19 protein-coding genes are annotated in these 19,722 nt (G+C 63.1%); 7 read left to right on the plus strand and 12 right to left on the minus strand.

Features of this window, described 5'->3' with window-relative positions; all coding sequences use genetic code 11:
- Positions 1 to 3 precede the first annotated feature (3 nt).
- From cckA to atzF, 3 genes are all read left to right on the plus strand, one after another.
- Positions 4 to 2,586 carry a cell cycle histidine kinase CckA gene (gene cckA, locus JQ591_RS19320; protein ID WP_211397606.1) on the plus strand — a complete coding sequence of 861 codons (2,583 nt, stop codon included), beginning with the start codon at positions 4 to 6 and terminating at the stop codon, positions 2,584 to 2,586.
- A 204-nt stretch (positions 2,587 to 2,790) separates the two neighbouring features.
- On the plus strand, positions 2,791 to 3,798 hold the full coding sequence (locus tag JQ591_RS19325; protein WP_211397607.1) for a Tim44 domain-containing protein: 1,008 nt from the start codon (positions 2,791 to 2,793) through the stop codon (positions 3,796 to 3,798).
- A gap of 110 nt (positions 3,799 to 3,908) precedes the next feature.
- Complete coding sequence (gene atzF, locus JQ591_RS19330) at positions 3,909 to 5,351, plus strand: allophanate hydrolase (protein WP_249137312.1); 1,443 nt, start codon at positions 3,909 to 3,911, stop codon at positions 5,349 to 5,351.
- 10 nt (positions 5,352 to 5,361) lie between these two features.
- On the opposite strand, the gene JQ591_RS19335 is transcribed toward atzF, so the two are convergent.
- From JQ591_RS19335 to JQ591_RS19350, 4 genes are all read right to left on the minus strand, one after another.
- Positions 5,362 to 6,087: a Crp/Fnr family transcriptional regulator gene (locus JQ591_RS19335; RefSeq protein ID WP_211397608.1), complete on the minus strand. Its 726-nt coding sequence runs from the start codon at positions 6,085 to 6,087 to the stop codon at positions 5,362 to 5,364.
- A gap of 90 nt (positions 6,088 to 6,177) precedes the next feature.
- On the minus strand, positions 6,178 to 7,017 hold the full coding sequence (locus JQ591_RS19340) for an ABC transporter ATP-binding protein (protein ID WP_211397609.1): 840 nt from the start codon (positions 7,015 to 7,017) through the stop codon (positions 6,178 to 6,180).
- Between the two features lie 20 nt (positions 7,018 to 7,037).
- The gene (locus JQ591_RS19345; protein WP_249137317.1) at positions 7,038 to 7,862 is read right to left on the minus strand and encodes an ABC transporter permease; all 825 of its coding nucleotides are present in this window, start codon (positions 7,860 to 7,862) and stop codon (positions 7,038 to 7,040) included.
- Positions 7,863 to 7,876: 14 nt separating this feature from the next.
- Positions 7,877 to 8,890: an NrtA/SsuA/CpmA family ABC transporter substrate-binding protein gene (locus tag JQ591_RS19350; protein ID WP_211397611.1), complete on the minus strand. Its 1,014-nt coding sequence runs from the start codon at positions 8,888 to 8,890 to the stop codon at positions 7,877 to 7,879.
- Positions 8,891 to 9,253: 363 nt separating this feature from the next.
- On the opposite strand from JQ591_RS19350, the gene JQ591_RS19355 reads away from it, so the two are divergent.
- Both JQ591_RS19355 and JQ591_RS19360 read left to right on the plus strand, forming a co-directional pair.
- On the plus strand, positions 9,254 to 9,934 hold the full coding sequence (locus JQ591_RS19355; protein ID WP_211397612.1) for a lectin: 681 nt from the start codon (positions 9,254 to 9,256) through the stop codon (positions 9,932 to 9,934).
- Positions 9,935 to 10,115: 181 nt separating this feature from the next.
- Positions 10,116 to 10,823, plus strand: coding sequence for a glutathione S-transferase (locus tag JQ591_RS19360; protein ID WP_211397613.1), 708 nt, complete (start codon positions 10,116 to 10,118; stop codon positions 10,821 to 10,823).
- Between the two features lie 405 nt (positions 10,824 to 11,228).
- Here JQ591_RS19360 and JQ591_RS19365 read toward each other — a convergent pair whose 3' ends face one another.
- From JQ591_RS19365 to JQ591_RS19375, 3 genes are all read right to left on the minus strand, one after another.
- Positions 11,229 to 11,903 (minus strand): methyltransferase family protein, encoded by a 675-nt coding sequence (locus JQ591_RS19365; RefSeq protein WP_211397614.1) that lies wholly within the window; start codon positions 11,901 to 11,903, stop codon positions 11,229 to 11,231.
- Between the two features lie 116 nt (positions 11,904 to 12,019).
- A complete protein-coding gene (locus JQ591_RS19370) occupies positions 12,020 to 12,193 on the minus strand; it encodes a hypothetical protein (protein WP_018456406.1) in 174 nt (57 codons plus the stop codon).
- Positions 12,194 to 12,478: 285 nt separating this feature from the next.
- Positions 12,479 to 12,952: a hypothetical protein gene (locus JQ591_RS19375; protein WP_211397615.1), complete on the minus strand. Its 474-nt coding sequence runs from the start codon at positions 12,950 to 12,952 to the stop codon at positions 12,479 to 12,481.
- A 310-nt stretch (positions 12,953 to 13,262) separates the two neighbouring features.
- Here JQ591_RS19375 and JQ591_RS19380 point away from each other — a divergent pair, with 310 nt between their 5' ends.
- Together JQ591_RS19380 and JQ591_RS19385 are read left to right on the plus strand one after the other, a co-directional pair.
- Complete coding sequence (locus JQ591_RS19380; protein ID WP_211397616.1) at positions 13,263 to 14,063, plus strand: hypothetical protein; 801 nt, start codon at positions 13,263 to 13,265, stop codon at positions 14,061 to 14,063.
- Between the two features lie 257 nt (positions 14,064 to 14,320).
- Positions 14,321 to 15,976, plus strand: a complete 1,656-nt coding sequence (locus JQ591_RS19385; RefSeq protein WP_211397617.1) for a fumarate hydratase — start codon at positions 14,321 to 14,323, stop codon at positions 15,974 to 15,976.
- Between the two features lie 58 nt (positions 15,977 to 16,034).
- Here the strand turns inward: JQ591_RS19385 and JQ591_RS19390 are convergent, their stop codons facing one another.
- From JQ591_RS19390 to JQ591_RS19410, 5 genes are all read right to left on the minus strand, one after another.
- Positions 16,035 to 17,084: a DUF3616 domain-containing protein gene (locus JQ591_RS19390; RefSeq protein ID WP_211397618.1), complete on the minus strand. Its 1,050-nt coding sequence runs from the start codon at positions 17,082 to 17,084 to the stop codon at positions 16,035 to 16,037.
- 86 nt (positions 17,085 to 17,170) lie between these two features.
- Complete coding sequence (locus JQ591_RS19395; protein WP_211397619.1) at positions 17,171 to 18,091, minus strand: SH3 domain-containing protein; 921 nt, start codon at positions 18,089 to 18,091, stop codon at positions 17,171 to 17,173.
- 15 nt (positions 18,092 to 18,106) lie between these two features.
- Positions 18,107 to 18,403: a hypothetical protein gene (locus JQ591_RS19400; protein ID WP_211397620.1), complete on the minus strand. Its 297-nt coding sequence runs from the start codon at positions 18,401 to 18,403 to the stop codon at positions 18,107 to 18,109.
- A gap of 105 nt (positions 18,404 to 18,508) precedes the next feature.
- The gene (locus tag JQ591_RS19405; protein ID WP_211397621.1) at positions 18,509 to 19,063 is read right to left on the minus strand and encodes an inner membrane-spanning protein YciB; all 555 of its coding nucleotides are present in this window, start codon (positions 19,061 to 19,063) and stop codon (positions 18,509 to 18,511) included.
- A 12-nt stretch (positions 19,064 to 19,075) separates the two neighbouring features.
- Positions 19,076 to 19,651 (minus strand): hypothetical protein, encoded by a 576-nt coding sequence (locus tag JQ591_RS19410; RefSeq protein ID WP_211397622.1) that lies wholly within the window; start codon positions 19,649 to 19,651, stop codon positions 19,076 to 19,078.
- Between the last annotated feature and the right edge of the window lie 71 nt (positions 19,652 to 19,722).

The following is a 19,722-nucleotide window of genomic DNA, read 5'->3' on the forward strand; positions in this document are numbered from 1 at the left end:
GAGATGACTGCCGAGACCGACCACGACCTCACACGCGAGCCCGTTGCGGCGCACGAGCCGTCGCCGCGCTCGGGCAGCATTGCGCTGGTGCTGCTGGTGGCCGCCGGCCTCGTCGCCGTTGCCGTCGGGCTGATGACGCTCGGGCGCGCGCAGGCCCAGCCCTATATTCTCGGCATCCTCGCCGTGCTGGCGATGGTCGGCCTGTTCAACCTGTTCGCCTTCGCCGCCGGCATCATCCGCTTCGTCGATCGCAATCTCGACGATCCCGTGATGGGGCGCATCGCCGACCACGCCTTCGATGGCCTCGCCGTGACCGACCCGCGCGGCCATGTGGTCTACTCCAATGCGGCCTATCTGACGCTGACCGGCGCCGCCGGCCCACAGGACGTGCGCCCCGTGGAGCGCGTCTTCATCGGCAACCCCGACGTCTCCGAAGCAGTGTTCCGCCTGTTGAAAGCCGCGCGCGAAGGCAAGCGGCAGCAGGAAGAGGTGCGCATCTCCGGCCATGATGGCAGCCAGGGCCGCTGGTTGCGCATGCGGGTGCGGCCCCTCGGCACCGGCAAGCGCGAGACGAGATACGCGGTGTGGTCGATCTCCGACATCACCCGCGACCGCGAGCGCCAGGAGGACGTGTTCCAAGAGCTCCAGCACGCGATCGAATATCTCGATCACGCGCCTTGCGGTTTCTTCTCGGTCAACCCGGCCGGCGAGCTCGCTTATGTCAACGCGACGCTGGCGAACTGGCTCGACTACGACCTCGCCGAGATCGGCTCGGGCGGGTTGAAGCTCACCGACATCGTCTCCGGCGACGGCGCTTCGCTGCTCACCGCGATCGTGGCGGTGCCGGGCGAGGTGAAGACCGAGGTCTTCGACATCGACCTGCGCATGCGCACCGGCAAGACCATGCCGGTGCGGCTCTATCACAAGCTCGCCTTCGGCGCCGACGGTGCGCCGGGCCCGTCGCGCACGCTGGTGATCAGCCGTGCCCGCGACGAGCGCAGCGATCCGGACCGCGCCGCCGAAGTGCGCTTCATGCGCTTCTTCGACCATACGCCGATGGCGATCGCGACGGTCGACCGCGGCGGCAACGTCGTGCGCGCCAATGCGCGCTACGCCAAGCTCGGGCAGGCGCTGGGGCTCGACAGCGCCAGCAAGTCGATCTTCCGCGCGGTCAATTCGCGCGACCGGCACCTTTTGATCACGGCCATCAACCAGGCCGCGGAGGGCCAGGCCGACGTCGCGCCGGTCGAAGTGGCGCTCGAAGGAACCAAAGAGCGCTGGGGCCAGTTCTTCGTCACGCCGGTGGACGCGGCCGAGAACGACGCGGAAGTCGCCATCGTGCACATGCTCGAGACCACCGAGCGGCGCGCGCTGGAGAACCAGATCAACCAGTCGCAGAAGATGGAGACGGTCGGCCAGCTCGCCGGCGGCATCGCCCACGACTTCAACAACGTGCTCTCCGCCATCATGATGGCGAACGACTTCCTGCTGAACGCGCACAAGCCGACCGACCCGTCGTTCCAGGACATCATGCAGATCAAGCAGAACGCGACGCGGGCCGCCACGCTGGTGCGGCAGCTGCTGGCGTTCTCGCGGCGGCAGACGCTGCGGCCGCAGGTGCTCGACCTCGGCGATGCGCTCTCCGACCTCGCCATGCTGCTGCGCCGCCTGATCGGCGAGAAGGTCAAGCACGAGACCATCCACGGCCGCGATCTCTGGCCGGTCAAGGTCGACGTCTCCCAGTTCGAGCAGGTCATCGTCAACCTCGCGGTCAACGCGCGCGACGCCATGCCCGACGGCGGCAAGCTGATCATCCGCACCGCCAACGTCACCACCGAGGAAGCGGCCAGGCTGGCCTACAAGGGCATGCCGGCCGCGGACTATGTGCGGATCGAGGTCTCCGACACCGGTACCGGCATCCCCGCCGACATCCGCGACAAGATCTTCGAGCCGTTCTTCTCGACCAAGGAAGTCGGCAAGGGCACCGGCCTCGGGCTCTCCACCGTCTACGGCATCGTCAAGCAGACCGGTGGCTTCATTTACGTGGACTCCGAGCCGGGGCAGGGCACCTCGTTCCAAATCTTCCTGCCGCGCCATCATGCCGAGCCGGAGGTGCAGGTCGAGCAGCCGGCGGCGGTCGTTGGCGCCACCAATGGTGCCGCGAAGGAAGCCGGGTCCGCGGCGGACGCCAAGCCCCGCACCGATCTCACCGGACACGGCACCATCCTCCTGGTCGAGGACGAAGAGGGCCTGCGCGCGCTCAACGCACGCGGCCTGCGCTCGCGCGGCTACACCGTGGTCGAGGCCGAGAACGGCGTCGAGGCGCTGGAGCTGCTGGAAGAGCAGAGCGGCGGAATCGACCTCGTCGTGTCCGACGTCGTGATGCCGGAGATGGACGGCCCGACGCTGCTCAAGGCGATGCGCGAGAAGAATCCCGACATCAAGTTCATCTTCGTCTCCGGCTACGCCGAAGACGCGTTCGAGAAGAGCCTGCCCGAAGGCCAGCAGTTCGACTTCCTGCCCAAGCCGTTCACACTCAGCCAGCTCGTGGCGGCCGTGAAGGAGACGATGGCGAAGGCGGGGTGAGGGCTTCAACGCAGTGACGAAGGCAAAGCGGAATTCCCGTCGCAAAAGCGACGGTAACCCGCGACCTCGGTTCCTTCGCACGCCCGGCCAAGCTGCCCGCAAATATGGGCTTTTGCCACATCCCCGCGACTGAGGGCCGCAGCCATAAGTTCCGATAATGGCTTCCTTTTTCCGGAAGGCTGCCCATCTTAGGAGCACGTCCCCATGCCGGGGATCTGGGAAACGAACATGAATTTCTCGCAACGCTCCCGCAGTCTCTTCAAGACGATCGCCGTCGTGCTGGCGCTTGCGCTGCCGACTGCGCTGGCGATCTCGTCAGCCGACGCGCGCGTCGGTGGCGGCATGTCGTCGGGTTCGCGCGGTTCGCGCACCTATTCGGCCCCGCCGTCGACCACGACCGCACCGGGCTCGACCTCGCAGTTCAATCGGACCTACACCCAGCCTGGTGCTGGCATGAATTCGGCCGCAGCTGCGCCCGCGCGCGGCGGCCTGTTCGGCCGGGCCGGCGGCTTCATGGGCGGTCTTGCGGCCGGCTTCCTCGGCGCGGGCCTGCTCGGCATGCTGTTCGGCGGTGGCCTTTTCGGCGGCCTCGGCGGCCTGTCGTCGATCATCGGCCTGATCATCCAGATCGTGCTCGTGGTGGTCGTGGTTCGGCTGGCGATGTCCTGGTGGCAGCGCCGCCACACCCCGCAGGCGGCCTATGCCAATGCTGATGCCGGTGCCGGTCCGGGACCGCAGCCGAACAATCGTAGTGGTCTTGGTAGTGGTCTTGGCGGCGGCTTCGGCTTCGGCGCCAACAACAACGCGCCGCTCGAGATCAAGCCGGACGACTATGAGGCGTTCGAGCGCCTGCTCGGCGACGTCCAGTCCGCCTGGTCCAACGAGGACGTGGCCAAGCTGCACACGCTCGCGACGCCGGAAATGGTCTCCTATTTCGAGCAGGACCTCGGCCAGAACCGCGCACGCAACGTCGTCAACAAGGTCAGCGACGTGAAGCTGTTGCAGGGCGACCTCGCGGAATCCTGGCGCGAAGGCGAGACCGATTACGCGACGGTGGCGCTGCGCTTCGCGCTCACCGACAAGACGCTCGACCGCAATACCGGCGCGGTTGTCGCCGGCAGCGAGCAGCCGGGCGAGGCCACCGAAGTCTGGACCTTTGCCCGACGTCCGGGCAGCGGTTGGGAATTGTCGGCGATCCAGCAGACCAACTGATCGCGCGTATAGCGACAAACGGGGGCGTCGTGCTTCGGCACGGCGCCCTTTTTGTTTGAGCGGCACGTTTCCGGTTCAGGCGGCATTTGGGCGAAGCACTTAATTGCTTGTTGGCCGCGCAGAGCTGCCGCAATTTCGCGCCTGCCGGTTGGATGAGGAGGTATTCCGTGAGCCAGTGTGTCGCGCACCTGAGGACAAACTACGAAGGCATTGCCAGGAGTTCGTCCCTGCTGCTGGAGGCGATCGGAACGGCGTATGACCGGATCGAGGCCGAGTGCGACCGCAATTGCTGGATCTATCTTCGCCCACGGCAGGAGGCACTCGAAGAATGCCATAAGCTGGTGGCGCGCGCGCGGACCGGCGAGAATCTTCCGCTGCTCGGCATTCCATTTGGTGTGAAGGATAATATCGACGTCGCGGGAATGCCGACCACTGCCGCATGTCCGGCGTTCAGCTACACGCCCTGGCATTCCGCGCACAGCGTCGAACGCCTCACCGCGGCCGGCGCAATTTGCCTCGGAAAGACTAATCTCGATCAGTTCGCCACAGGCCTATCCGGCGTGCGCTCGCCCCATGGCCCCTGCGCGTCCGTTGCCGATGCGCGCTATATTGCGGGCGGCTCCAGTTCCGGGTCCGCGATCGCCGTGGCGGCCGGGCACGTCGCCTTTGCGCTCGGCACCGATACCGGCGGCTCGGGGCGCGTACCCGCCGGGTTCAACAACATCGTCGGAATCAAGCCGACCGTTGGGCTGGTGTCATCACGTGGCCTGGTGCCGAATTGTCCGACGATCGATTGCGTTTCGGTATTCTGCAATACCGTCAGCGACGGCGAGGCAATCCTCGACATCATCGAAGGGTTTGATTTCGAAGATCCCTACAGCCGCCTGCCCAGAGCGTTTTTCCCCGCCAACGGGGCGGCGCCATCATTCCGGTTCGGCCGCGTTGCGCCAGCGGATATCGAATGCTTCGGCATGCCGGAATGCGGCGAACTCTACGAGAGCGCCTGCGAGCGTCTTGCTCATATCGGAGGAACGGCGATCGAGGTGGACTTCGCCCCATTCCGCCAGGCAGGGGAGTTGATGTTCAGCGGTCCCTGGGTAGCGGAGCGGCGCTCTGCCATCGCTTCGCTCATCGACGTCGAATCCGGCTCCTTGCTTGATGTCACGAGGACCGTGCTGGGCTCAGCCGCCGGCTATTCGGCGATCGACACGTTTGGTGCCATTCACCGGCTGCACCGGCTTCGCCGCGACGCCGAAGCGATCTTTGCCGGCATCGATGCCCTGGTGGTTCCGACTGCTCCGCGGCCGTTCACACTGGAGGAGATGCATCGTGATCCGATCACCCTCAACAATCGTCTGGGCTACTACTCGTATTTTGCCAATCTACTCGATCTCTGCGGCGTCGCTGTTCCGAATGCGAAATTGCCGAACGGCATGCCCATGGGCGTGACCCTCCTGGCGCCGGCCTGGCACGATCGCGCGCTGATCGGACTGGCGCGGCGGTTCGAGGCCGGCGCAGACGGATCGGCGCTCGAATTGAAGTCTGGCGGCTAAAGGGCGGACATTATTCCATCGCCTGCCCGAGCGTAGAAACATCCAGGATCGAAATCACGGATCTGTCGTATCTGATCACGCCTTCGTCCTGGAGCCGCGCGAGTTGCACGGTCACCCATTGGCGGGTGGATCCGATGAGGTTGGCGAGATCCCCGTGGGTAAACGGCATGCCGACGACGATCTCACCGTCGCGCTTCACGCCGTAGACGTGCGACAGGAAGATCAGCAGGCTATGCAGCCGCTCGGTGACCGAGCGCGTCCCAAGCATCTGGGCCATTGCTGAATAGCATCGCGCCTTGAATGCGAGGGCATCCAGCAAGGCGACTGCGATTGCCGGCGATTCAAGCGCAAGCCGCCGCAACGCCAGTCCGGGCATGAACGTCAACCGGCTGCGCTCGGCCGCAACCGATGTCCACATGTGCGGACCCGTCCCGAATATGTCGGGCCCGCCGACGAAGTTGCCGGGAAACCAATAGGCGAGCGTGACTTCGCGCCCTGACGGTGCCGCATAGTAGCTGCGTATGCGCCCCTCGCTGATCAGGTAGATTCCGGCCTGTGCGTCGCCCTGAGACCAAACCAGTTGGCCGGCTTCCAGGATCTTTTCGCGTCCGATCGCACGCAAGCGATTGCAATCAGCCCGGTTGAGACCATCCAGCAAGCCGGGCAGGGGTCTGACGAGATCGTCCGACTCCGCGAGCATCACGCCTGCCGCTATCGCGCTGTTCGCTCTGTGCATGGCCGGCTCCGCATGTGAGACCCGGCATCGACTATTCAAGAACCATGCCAGCCCGCTGCGGTCCGCCTCAGACCCGCGGACTCCGGGTGATCAGTTCGCGTCCGACTGATTGAACGCCCGCAACCCTTCTGCGCGGATGACGTCGAGACAATCCTTCTTGAGCGAAAGATAAGCTGGCTCGACCAGGACAGAATTCGACCGTGGACGCGGCAGCTTGACCGCGACTTCGCGTAGGATGCGGCCGGGTCCCGCGCTCATGATGAGAACGCGGTCGGCCAGCACGATGGCTTCATCGATGTCATGCGTCACGAATACGATTGTCGCCTTGATCCGGTCGCGCAACGCCAGCAGATTGTCTTGCATCACCGCGCGGGTCTGCGCGTCGAGCGCCCCGAAGGGCTCGTCCATCAGCAGCACACGGGGCTGATTGGCCAGCGCTCGTGCGATCGCCACGCGCTGTTGCATGCCGCCGGACAGCGTGTTCGGATAAGCGTCGGCGAAACGCTTGAGGCCGACCATCGCGATCAGATCGTCGGCGATGGCATACGCTTCCGTCGTGGACTTCCCGAGCATCCTGGGGCCGTGGGCGATATTCCTGCGGACGGACTTCCAGGGGAAGAGATGCGGCTGTTGGAACACCATGCCGACATCGGGACGCGGACTGTAGACGGGCGCGCCCTCGACCAGGATTTCGCCTTCGAACGGCACTTCCAGCCCGGCGATCGTATTGAGGACCGTCGACTTACCGCAGCCGGAGGGCCCGGCGATGCAAACGAACTCGCCAGGCGCCACGTCAAACGAAACGCGATCGACCGCGATGATTTGCCCGCGCTTGGTGTCGAAAACGATGCTTAGGTTCGAGACTTGAATGGCCGGTTGTTTCCGCGCCGATTCGACGGAGGCAGGCGAACTTGCCAGCGCCAGTTTCATGCTCGATCGAGATCCCGACATCAGCGCCACCAGACGATACGTTCGGCAAGAGCCGCAAACAGCCGGTCGGCGATGAACGAAATCAACCCGAGCGCTGCGAGCCCGCCCATGACCTGGCCCGTTTGCAAATTCTGCTGCGCAATCTCGATCCTGTAGACGATGCCGGCGAAAGCGCCGGCCAGTTCAGCCGCGACAAGCGTGTAGAAGGAGATGCTGACGGCGGTGCGCAACCCGACCACAATGTAGGGAAGCGCGCCCAGCAGCACGATCTCCTGGAGCATCTGCCGTCGGGGCGTGCCGAGCATCAACGCCGCCCGAATAAGGCCACGGTCGACCTTCTGCACGCCGATGTGGGTCGAAAGCCATACCGTGAAGAACACGCCCCATACGACGAGGAACAATTTTCCCGCCTCCGACAGGCCGAACCAGAGGATGACGATCGGCACGAACGCAATCGGCGGAATTGGCCGCAGGATATGGAATAGCGGGGACAGCAAGCTCGAGATCACAGGGAATTGGCCGGTGAGAACACCGAGCAGGATACCGAGCGCGCCGCCCACGATGAACCCCGTGGTGACGCGAAAGAGGCTGGCTAACAGATCGCTAAAGAACTGTCCGCTTCGTATCCATTCAAGCACGGCCGCAGCAACCACCGTCGGCGGCGGAAACAGCACCATGTTGACGGTCCCGGAACGGGAGACCAGTTCCCAGAGCCCAATGAACAAGGGAAGAGAAAGCGCCCCGACCAGAATATTGAGGCGACGCAGCCCAACTGAATTCGGCCGCCGAGCGCGACCGCCAGTGCGGATGGCAATATCGCTTGCTGCTGAAGTGGCTTCCTGCATGGCCGCGCGGGTGCCTATTTCCACGACAAGGTGACGCGTGCGGGGTCGACCTTTTTCAGTGGCTCGGTGACGACGACCTTGCTGAAGTCGGGCATCGCCGCTCCCGGAGGATGGTTGCCGCTCTCGAGGCGCCATGCGGAATGGGTCTTCAGAATCTCGATCAGCCGGTCGTCGAGACGCACCCGGTAAACATAGTCGGCCCAGATGGGGGTGAGGTCGTCCCGCTTCATGCCGACCGCGTCCGCTACGACCGTGATCGCTTCATCCGGGTGTCCCTTCATCCAGACCTCGGCATCGATCAGTGCGGCGATGAACTTCTCGACCAGCGCAGGGTTAGCATCCAGATAGGGCCTCATGACGACGATATTGAACGTCTCGGAGTAAGTGCCCGTCGTATCGAGCTCAGCGACGGCTTCGCCCAGGGCCTTCTTCGCGTTGGCGACGTGGGGTTCCCAAGTGTCGATCGCGTCGATGCTTCCTGCTGCAAGTGCCGGCAGCATCTCCTGTGGCCGCAGGTTGACGAGGGTGACATCCTTGGGAGTCAGTCCTGCCGACTTCAGCAGGGTCGCCGTGTAAACCTCGCTGCCGGTGCCGGCAGTGAATCCGATTCGCTTGCCGCGAAGATCTGCCTTGGTCTTGACGCCGGCCTTGGCCGCGACGACCGTCTTGAGGTCGGAATATTCCATGCCGGCGACGAAGGCGATGGGCTGGTTTGCCATTGCCGAAGCGGTGACCGGCGCCTCCGCCGTCGTCGCGATGTCGGCGCCGCCCCCGATCACGGTGTCCAGGCACTGCTTGCCGGACGTGAAGTTCGAGACCGTGATGTCCAGTCCGTTCTTTTCGAAAATCCCCTTCGATTTGGCGACGATCGCAAGGCCGGAGATCGGCCCGAGGTTTTGCGCAAGCCGGGCTTTGAGCAATTCTGCGGCCAAGGCGCAGTTCGGGCCGATGGCAAGACCGACGGCAAGGCAGCAAAGCATGGCACGGCCGGCAACTGCCGTGATTGGGCGGATGGTGGTCCGGTGCATGACGATCTCCCCTTGCGCCGCGCCCTGCGCAGCCCCGATGTGATCGCGGATACCGCCCTGAACGGTCCCGCCACAGTCCCCGCGTCCTCCCCTGGACGATCACTTGAGGACCGGCCCATTTGGTATGCTCGCCCGGCACTACTGTCTCGGGAAGCAATTAATCGACATGGCATTCGGGGCGCGGCTGGGAATTGTCCGCGATCCGGCAGACCAACTGATCGCAGACGACATGAAAAACCAGGGCGTCGTGCTTCTTGCACTGCGCCTTTTTCTTTGGGACGTCCCGCATCGGGAACCGTAATAAGCGGGCCTGCGCCGGGTTGAAATCTGGCGGCCAACGATAAAACACAACTGGAGGACAAGATGATCCGCATTGAGAGATCCGTGGCGATTTCAGGCCTCGCGCTCGCCGCGGCCTTGCTTGCGGCGCCATCGGCGCAGGCGCAGTCGGCCGACCTGACGTTCTTCGTGACTTCCAACGGTCCTGGCAAAGGCGCCGATCTCGGCGGCCTGGAGGGGGGCGATGCGCAGTGCCAGAAGCTGGCCCGGGCCGGCGGCGCCGGCAGTAAATCCTGGCGCGCTTATCTCTCGACCCAGGCAGCCGACGGCAAGCCGGCCGTCAACGCGCGCGAGCGCATCGGCAAGGGACCGTGGCAGAACGCCAAGGGCGCCGTGATCGCCAAGGACGTTGCCGACCTGCACGGCGCGGCCAACCACCTCACCAAGCAGACCGCGCTCAGCGGGAAGGGCGAGGTCATCAACGGCCGCGGCGACACGCCGAACCGGCACGACATCCTCACGGGATCGCAAGCCGACGGCACCGCATTTCCCGCGGGTGACGACAAGACCTGCAAGAACTGGACGTCGAGCACGCAAGGCGCGGCGGTCGTTGGCCATGCCGATCGTCAAGGCCTGCGCGATGACGAGCCGTCGAAATCGTGGAACAGCTCGCATCCCTCACGTGGCCCCGATGGCGGCTGCTCGCAGGCCGATCTGAAGAGCACCGGCGGTGACGGCCTGCTGTATTGCTTCGCGTCGAATTGAGGCTTCCGTCATTGCGAGGAGCGCAGCGAAGCAATCAGAGTCCCTCCAGGGTGACAGTCTGGATTGCTTCGCTGCGCTCGCAATGACGGAGCATGTGGTGCCGCCGTTCCGCCCCATCCTGACGGAACCTTGTCGCGCGTGATAAATTGGTCCTGTCGCTTCCACGCTCACGGACCCTTCCATGAAATACGAGCTCTATTATTGGCCCGAGATCCAGGGCCGCGGCGAATATGTGCGGCTGGCGCTTGAGGAGGCGGGTGCGGCTTACGTCGACGTGGCGCGTGGCCCACGCGGCACAGCTGCGATGATGAAGATGATGGACGCGCACAAGGGCACGCCGCCCTTTGCGCCGCCGTTCCTCAAAGCCGGCAGGCTCGTCATTGGCCAGACCGCGAACATCCTGCTCTATCTCGGCGCTCGCCACGCCCTCGCCCCGAAGTCGGAGGCCGGTCAACTCTGGGTGCATCAGCTCCAGCTGACGATCACCGATTTCGTGGTCGAGATTCACGACACCCATCATCCGCTCGGACCCTCGCTCTACTACGAAGATCAGAAGCCACCGGCGAAGAAGCGCACGGCCGACTTCTGGGGCGAGCGGGTGCCGAAGTATCTCGGCTATTTCGAAGAGCTTCTCGCCGGCAACGGCGGCGCCTATGTCACCGGCCGCAGGCTGACCTATGTCGATCTCTCGCTGTTCCAAATCGTCGCGGGGCTGCGCTATGCGTTTCCGAAGCGGATGAAGGCGTTCGAGACAGATATCCCGGCCCTCGTCGGCCTGCACGACCGCGTCGCGGCGCGGCCGAACATCAGGGCCTATCTCGAAAGCCGGCGCCGCATTGCCTTCAACGAGCAGGGCATCTTCCGCCGGTATAAAGAGCTCGATGGCTAAAGCGTTTTCGAGCGAAGTGGCCACCGGTTCGCGTAAAGAAAATGCGTCAAAACAAGAATCTAGAGCCCCGTTCCGATACTATCGGAACGGAAATGGCTCTAGCCGGTCCGGAGGGAGGCTGGCGGCAGCCTCCGTTCCGGATCGGCCGTTTCGGGCGCGATCAATCGCCCGAAGACGTCGTGGCTCTCGAGCGCTTGCGAACGCTTCGGGCCAGATCGGTCGCCTGAATCATCGGGGATGGTCGAGAGGTCATGCTCGTCGGGGCAGGGGGGCTTGCAGAACATCGTCGCGTATCCCTTTGCATGGGTGCGGTTCCCTCTAGCGAGGTTCGGTCGCGGCGACGTCAGTCGATCGGAGGAGAGGAAACGCTTTTCCGTGCGGTGCACAGCAGAGTGATGCGCGCGCTCACCACACCCCAGGCAGCAGGCGATAGCGCACGCGCGTCACATAGTCGGCATAGCCCGGCAGGCCTTCGCGCAGCGTGCGCTCCTCGATGCGAATACGGACCGCAAACAATACGAAGAACAGCGGCACCATCAGAAGTCCCCACCATGAGCCCAGGAGCAGCGGCACGCCGGCGAAGAACAGGATCATGCCGCTGTACATGGGATGACGCACATGCGCGTAAGGCCCCGTCGAGATCACGCGCTGCGCACGCTCGGCTTGCAGCTTCACCACGGGCGCCGCGAACGAGTTCGCGCGGAAGACCCAGAGGATGAACAGCGTCGAGAGCAGGAACAGTGCGAGGCCGAGCATCTGCAGCGCCATCGGCATGTCGGAGGACAGGGTACGCCGGTCGAGCCCCATCGCGGCCAGCCAGACCAGCATCGCGACGACGAAGACGGTCATGAACACCTTGTCGGCAGCGGGCTGGTCTTTTTGCAGGACCGGCCGCAGACGTTCAGCGAGCAGTGCGGGGTCCACCCGATAAAGCCACCAGCCGCAGAGCGGGCCGAGCAGGGCGGAGGTCGCGAGGAACACCCAGGCCGACGACCAATGCAGGGTGCCGGCGGACGCGAACAGCAGCGCGCCCATCGCGACGGTGGTGATCGTGCTCTGCAACAGGAGTCTTGCGATCATGCGCAGGTCTCAGGGGAACCGCGCACGATATTGGTCCCGCTATCCGGCGAAGATGCGGCCGGACACGCGAAAAGCCCGATCGACCGGATCGGGCATTTCACCTCTGGCAAACCTGATCAGGCGAGCTGATCGATCCGTGTACCCTGACCCGGCGGCAGCGGCGCAGGCGGCGGCGGCTTATAGGTCGGGTCGTTGTCCTTGGTCTTGGTCTGATCGTCCTGCTGCTTGGTCGTGTCGTAGCTCGGCACCACGATCGCGATCGGCGGCGGCGAAACTGTAGAAACGCTCATCCACAAATCCTCACACATGGAAACAATTGACCCTGCGCCGCGAGACGCGAAATTTCCTTCAAGGCAATCGTTAAAATGCGAGGGATCTGGTGCGTGAGAGGAGGCCGCTTCGCGCCGCCACAAGCGCTGTTTCCGCAAGAGGACAGACCTCTCCTCGTCATTGCGAGCGCAGCGAAGCAATCCAGTCTGTCTCCGCGGAGGGATTCTGGATTGCTTCGCTACGCTCGCAATGACGGAGTCTGTAGTGGGTGGTGTGCTGTCAGGTGCACACCGCGCGGTGCAGGCCTATTCGTCCTTGCCGCGCGTGATCGCGATGGACGCATCCGTCTTGGTGCGGGTGCATTCCATGTTGAGACGCCGGTAACGCATGCTGACCTTGTCGCCACGCAAGAGTCCCATCCGCTTCAGGCAGCGTGTCGCGCCCGTCGTCGTATCGTCCTTGGTCACGGTGAAGACGATCGCCGCCATCGACCCTACCAGCGTAAAGAACTCCGGTTTGGGCTTGCGATCGCCCTTCGCATAGAGCTCGATCGAATATTTGTCCCCACGGCAAGCCACGGACAATTCCTTGGCCGCGGGGTGCGTCAGGTAGACGACGTTGGCGGCACGGAAATTCACCTTGAGGCGATCGACCTGGTTTGCCAGCTCTTTGGCGCTGTCGTCGCAGCGGTCCGCGCGGGCGGGCGAGGCGAGGGTCACAAGGCTGGTGATGGCGGCGGCGACCAGGATCGCGCCGCGGACGTGCAAGTTCAATGTCATGATGAAAAGCCCCTTAGCGGGCGCATTCAACCGTCGTCGCGCGCGAAGTGCAAGTCCTAGCGAGGGATTGGAGGCTATGGTCGGGCAGAATTAGGCGATACTCGAACGGCGGCTATTGATGAGCACCCCTGCCGTTGCCCGGGACAGTGTTCCGCAGCTATGACTCTTCAAGCCCTTTCCAGATGCGGCACAAAGGTGTATGTTTTACTAATACACTCAAGAGTAGATATTAAGCTTGTTTTCATAGGCAGCTCTGCCTCTGGGTGGTGCCAAGTCTCGGATCCCTGCTTGTGAGCTAGGATATTTCCCCATGGCGGATGCTCGACAAGACGTTGTTTCGTCGGAAGATTCCTCCGGAGTTTCCCCGCAAGCCTCCCCCAGGTCGGTGGATCTGGCCTTGCGGAGCGCAATAGATCTAAAGAATTTCGCTGTACGACGCGGGCTTCCAGTACCTGATTCCTTGCTCAAAGAGATCTCGGATATTCGAGCCGCAGTCGATGGCGATAAACCGCCGAAGAATATTGATAGCCGAGTCGATGCAGTACTTCGTGATCTCACGAGTATCACATGGCCCACAACTACGCGGACGCTTGAATTTGCAGCGCAGAAAGGAGAGATCAACTTTTTTCAAAAGCACTTTCGAGCATTGCTATTTGCATTGCTTTGCTTTTCCTTGTTTCTTTCCATTGCGGGCTTGATTGCAGCGCGTTCTCAGTACGCAGAGGTCGGCAAACACCTTTTTCCTCTTGCTCTTGGACTGCTTGGATCTACGACTTATATATTCTTTAGTCTTATGAACGTCGTATCAGAACGCGCTATCGATGAGAGTGACGTGTTTTCCAGCTATGCGAGGTTGATGCTGGGACCCGCATTCGGTTGGTTGTTTGCACAGATATTCAGTGTCTCGTTTGATGGCGTTGGGGCAGCGGGAAATCCTGGATCGTCGGCCAATATAAGGTCTCAGCTAATGCTACTCATTCCATTTTTGGCGGGGTTTAGTACTCGTTTGGTGCTCGGGATTGTGAATCAGTCAATTCAAGCGATAGAAATCGCTCTTGGCCTGGGTGACAAGCGGACAGAGCTAAAGGCGCGCTCGACTACGCGCAAATAGAACTTGGTCAGCCGGGGCCGCGATCGACAGACTTCGGAACACATTGTCAGCGGAGTAGGTAACACCAACCTCGACCATAGGGATGGCCATTGAGGACGAGAACGTCGATGGCGGAGGCTGCTATGATCGCTGCCGCTTCTGCAGACCCAATTCGATCCCCGGCGCGTCAGAATACCTTTTCTTTATAGGAAAAAAGCTTAGAACGCTTCTATGCTAGGGGCCCGCGCGAGGGCCCCAAAACCCCGAGATTCCAGCCCATGAACGCTCCCACCGCCTTCCCCGACCCCGCAAAGCCCGTTCCGCCCTACAAGCACACCCCGCTGTTTCCGCTGGGCAAGGACGAGACGCCCTACAAGAAGATCTCGGCTGAGGGCGTGCGGGTCGAGAAGGTCCTGGGGAAAGACATGCTGGTGGTGTCGCGTGAGGCGCTGCGGGCACTATCGGAGGCGGCCTTTGGCGACATCAACCACTATCTGCGGCCGGGTCATCTGAAGCAGCTCCGCGCGATCCTGGAGGACGGCGAGGCGAGCCCGAACGACAAGTTCGTCGCGCTGGACTTCCTCAAGAACGCCAACATCGCCGCCGGCGGCGTGCTGCCGATGTGCCAGGACACCGGCACCGCGATCATCATGGGCAAGAAGGGCTGCAACGTCATCACCGACGGTGACGACGAGGCGGCACTGTCGGAAGGCGCGCGCGATGCTTACCTGCGCCGCAATTTGCGCTACTCGCAGGTCGCGCCCTTGTCGATGTACGAGGAGAAGAACACCGCCAACAACATGCCGGCGCAGTGCGAGATCTATGCCGAGGGTGACGACTCCTACAAGTTCATGTTCATGGCAAAGGGCGGCGGCAGCGCCAACAAGAGTTTTCTGTTCCAGGCCACGCCCTCGGTGCTGACCAAGGACCGACTGCTCGCCTTCCTGAAGGAGAAGGTCTTGACGCTGGGCACCGCGGCGTGCCCGCCCTATCACCTCGCGATCGTGATCGGCGGTACCTCGGCCGAGCTCTGCATGAAGACGGTGAAGCTCGCCTCCGCCCGCTATCTCGATGCGCTGCCGACCCACGGCTCGCCCGACGGCAACGCGTTCCGCGATCTCGAGATGGAGCAGGAAATTCTGAAGATGACGCAGTCGCTCGGCGTCGGCGCGCAGTTCGGCGGCAAGTATTTCTGCCACGATGTCCGCGTGATCCGCCTGCCGCGTCATGGCGCCTCGCTCCCGATCGGGCTCGGCGTGTCCTGCTCGGCCGATCGCCAGGTGCTCGGCAAGATCACCAGGGATGGCGTCTATCTCGAAGAGCTCGAGCACAACCCGGCACAATATCTGCCGCAGGTCGAGCAGTCGCTCGGCGGCGAGGTCGTCAAGATCGACCTCAACCAGCCGATGAAGGATATCCTTGCGACGTTTTCGAAGTACCCGACCAAGACGCGGGTCTCGATGACCGGCACCATGATCGTCGCGCGCGATTCGGCGCATGCCAAGCTGCGCGAGCGCCTTGAGAGAGGCGAGCCGCTGCCGGACTATTTCAAGAACCATCCCGTCTATTACGCGGGCCCCGCCAAGACGCCCGAGGGCTACGCCTCCGGTGCGTTCGGCCCGACCACCGCTGGCCGCATGGATTCCTTCGTCGATCAGTTCCAGGCCGCCGGCGGCTCGATGGTGATGGTCGCCAAGGGCAACCGGGCGCCGGCCGTGCGCGAGGCTTGCAAGAAATATGGCGGCTTCTATCTCGGCTCGATCGGCGGTGCCGCGGCGAACCTTGCCGAGCACTGCATCAAGAAGGTCGAGGTGCTCGAATATCCCGAACTCGGCATGGAAGCGATCTGGCGCATCGAGGTCGTCGACTTCCCGGCGTTCATCATCATCGACGACAAGGGCAATGACTTCTTCAAGGAGTTGAATTTGGGCTAGACAGGTCCTGCGTCCTCCGCCGGTTCTTGGACCGGCGGAGGATTTACGCAGCCTGCGCTCAGCGCTTTATGCTGAACGATACAGCGCCGCCATTTTCCGCGCTGTCGAACATGACGAGGGCGCGAATGCTTGCTGAGTCTTCCTCGAGGGGAAGTAGAATCTCAGCTTTGGCGTCCGCTGTGACTGTGCTGAGGTCGAGCGTTGCCAACGGCTTTGCCGTCTTGCTGCTGCCGTCCCACAACCAAACTGTATAGGAAACCTTTTCATTCCGCGTCGGGCCTGCGAGAATCAAGATGCCGTCGTTCACCGCGGCAAGGTCCCGGATCCCGGTATTTTCCCCGAGTTCTAACGGGATCGAGTCCGGCTTGAGGTCGTCGGCCTTTGTGAAGAGTGCTCCCGCATCGACGCTGAGCACATAGGCTTGCTTGTCGAGCGACGGTCCTCGCAGCCCGAAGTACATGCGGCCGTTCCTGACCGCGATCCCTTCGATATTAACGCCGCCCTCCGCAAGAGGCTTGTTGAATTTCGCTTTTACATATTTGTCGTTTTCAATAACCTCGCGCATCCGCGGGCTCGGCTCCACGCCATCGACCTTCTTAGCGTTGGGTTCGGTCTTGGGAACACCGGTTTGCGGATCCACGGCGATCCGAAACACGACGTAGCTCGACAGGTTCTCCTTGTCTTTCTTGCGGCTGCGGCCGTGCGAGCCGGTCACATAGAAGAAGCCCTTTTCGTAGGCGACGCCTTCGGCATCGGGATCCTTGTCTTCATCCGAAAGCCGGATGAGCTTCCGTGGAACGAGGACGTTTCCTTCGATCGAGAAGAACTGCGCGTATTTCTTTTCATCATTGACAATCAGGCACGACGTGAATTTTGGTGTCGTCGGCACGCACGCCGCGCCGCTCAGATTCATGCGCGGCTGATCCTCGAACTTGTCGTCCTTATCGTCCTTCTCAAAGATCGAGGCGGGCTTCCAGGCGGTCGCCTCCGGCGAAATCTTCGGCGGCAACGGTTCGCCGCGGCCGGCCGACGCCGTTGCTGCGAGCACAATGCAAACGAAGGCGGCGGTCAGTGATCGATGAAATGAAAGCGTGGCGTTGTGCGGCATTTTTCCCTCCCGGGTGCAATGCTTAACTACAACCATGAATTGTGAATAAGGCAAGGGCGGCAATGTCGCGGAGCGGGATTTTCCCGTCAACTACAATTCGTGACCTGGTTGGAGCACAGCCCGCGCCACCAACCGCGGACGCCGTCCTGGCTCTCGACAAGGCCCCAGAGGCCGCTGCAAGCAAAGATGTGCTTCGGCCCGCCGTCGGTGTCGATCGCGCCGCCGAGCTCGCGCTGGGCCGGCATCCATTTCGCATCGACGAAGGGCGCCTGGAACAGGCCGCCCATGCGCGTGCCGCCGTTGGCATAGGACGCGCCGACCTTGGTGGAGGCGACCCAGCCGCGTCCGGCATAGGGCTTTGGCGCGCTGCGCGGATATTTCTTGTCGTCCTCGTAGTCCTTGCCCGGTGGCTTGGCGCCTTCGATCAGAAACCAGCCGCTCTTGAAGCCGATGATGCGGAATTCGGTGAGCCAGCCGCCATCGGGCGTGTTCTCGCTGCCGCCGAGCTTGAGCCGGTAGGGCGGCGGAAGCGTGCCGAGCACACGTGCTTTGACCGATGGTTCGGCACGCACGTTGAGTCCATCAGGATCCTTGTCGACGGACCAGGCGCCGAGATCGCAGGGCTCGGTGCCTTCCGGGAGCGTTGAGCGCCTGGCGGCGAGATCGGCGTGCAGCTTTGCGAAATCAGCGTCGTCGTTGTCAGGATCCGGGCCGGTCCGCGGCTTCAATTCGGCTGAGACTGCGCGTGTCGCATCCGGCGTCAGCGTGACCACGAGAGCCTGGCGCGCAGCGAACACGCTTGCCGGCGACTTCGGATCGTTCGATGAGGCCGGGTAGACGGCAAGGTCGCCCGTCGAACCTTCGGTTCGATAGGCCGTGCCGGCGACATAGCCTGCCGGCACCATGGCGAGCGCGCTTGCGCGCCACGCCGGTTCGGTGTCATCCGCGCGCGCCGCTTGTGTCGCGACACACAGGATCGTCGCAGCGATAAGACGGAGTGCGCGCATCGGTGCGGCGCGCTCTTAAGCGCGGGCGCCCGTGAACGGGAAGCTGCCCATCGGGCCGATGCCCATCTCGCCGCTCATGCTGTCGCCGGAGACCGTTCCGATGAATTCGAGTGTCAACGGCATCGGATTGGTGATCGAGACCTTCCAGTTGACGGCGTCGCCGCTGACGGTGCCGTCGAAAATCTCGGCGGTATTGCCTTCCGCACCCTGCGTGCCCGTAAGCGTGCCGCCGGCGGCCGTGAGGCTCAGCGTCGCCTTGCGCTCGCCCATGGGCGTCGTCATGGTCAGAGTCCAGTTGCCGTCCACGGCCATTCGCGTCTCCCAAGATCCCGGCGGACCGCGACGATCCGCGGGCCAGTCCCGGGCCGAGCGTATAGCGCAACTCGCAGCAGCTGCCTAACGCTCCGTTGGAGGCATTTAGGCGCGGGCGGCGGCGCGCCGTCGGCTGGTGACGATGAGGCGAAGCACGACATACTGCACGGCGAAGGCGAGGATCTTGGCGCCGCCTGCGACCACCGTGATGTAGAACGCCCACAGCTTCAGATCGCCCGTGGAGGCGACCGCGATCATGCCGGCGCCGATCACGTACATTAGTACCGCCCAGGCATAGCCCGCTGCCGTCACATATTCCGGGACGGTCTCGACGACGATCGGCGGCATGTAACGCAGCATCCAGCCGCGCTTGAGCATGATGGTGCCGATCGCGAAATGCGCGATCGAGGGCTTTGCCAGCATGAAGCGGGGATCGTTGGTCAGCAGCGTGACCGTGCCCAGCACGACGACGAGCGCGACGCTCGCATAGGTCATGTAGTTGAGTTGCTGCCCCTTGACGCGGGCGTAGATCACCTGCGCGATCGCTCCGGCAATCGCCACCGACGTTGCCAGGACGACGTTGTCGGTGATGAGGTAGATGACCAGGAAAACGATGGCGGAGAGGAAGTCGGAGGCGAGGCGGGCGAATACGTCCTTCATCGTCGATCCTGTTCAGCGAGTGTGGGGCATTGCGCTGGCCGGCGTACCGTACTTGATCTGGCGATATTCGGGATACCATTTTGTGAAATAGATCGCGCTGTTGCGAGCAGCGAAGGCGACCGCAAGGCTCGACCAGAGCGGCAGGCCGGGGACATAAAGCAGCACGAGATTGGCGGCCGCCATCAGCAGCGCAGCCGCGGTCCATGCGCCGGTGATGACGTAGTTGGCATAGAGAAAGCCGGGCATTGCCGCGGTCTCGGCCGGCACGGACTCGAGCGCGTATTGCAGCGTGAAGGGACGGCGGACCAGCATCGAGCCGAGCGAGATGACGAAGATGCCGATGTCGACCGACAGCTTGACACCGAGCGTGCCGAGCGTCGGGTCGAACAGCGCGAGGTGGAGGCCGATTGCGGCGAATAGCAGCGCCGAGCCCATAGCCAGGATCTTCACCGAGCGGCCGCGCGCGACATCGATCGCGACGGTGGCGAGGCAGATTGCCGAGGCCGCGAACACGCTGATCGTGGCTGATGTCACCAGCATCAGGAAGCTGTAGGCGCCGTAGGGCGCGAGGATCAGGAAAATCGCCATGGTCCGCCTCGGTCAGGCCTTATCTTTACAACGTCAAGATATCTACCCGGAGCGGGAATTGGGGTCAAGTG

Origin of the sequence: Bradyrhizobium canariense, from assembly GCF_018130465.1 — a bacterium.
Classification (GTDB): Bacteria; Pseudomonadota; Alphaproteobacteria; order Rhizobiales; family Xanthobacteraceae; genus Bradyrhizobium; species Bradyrhizobium canariense_C.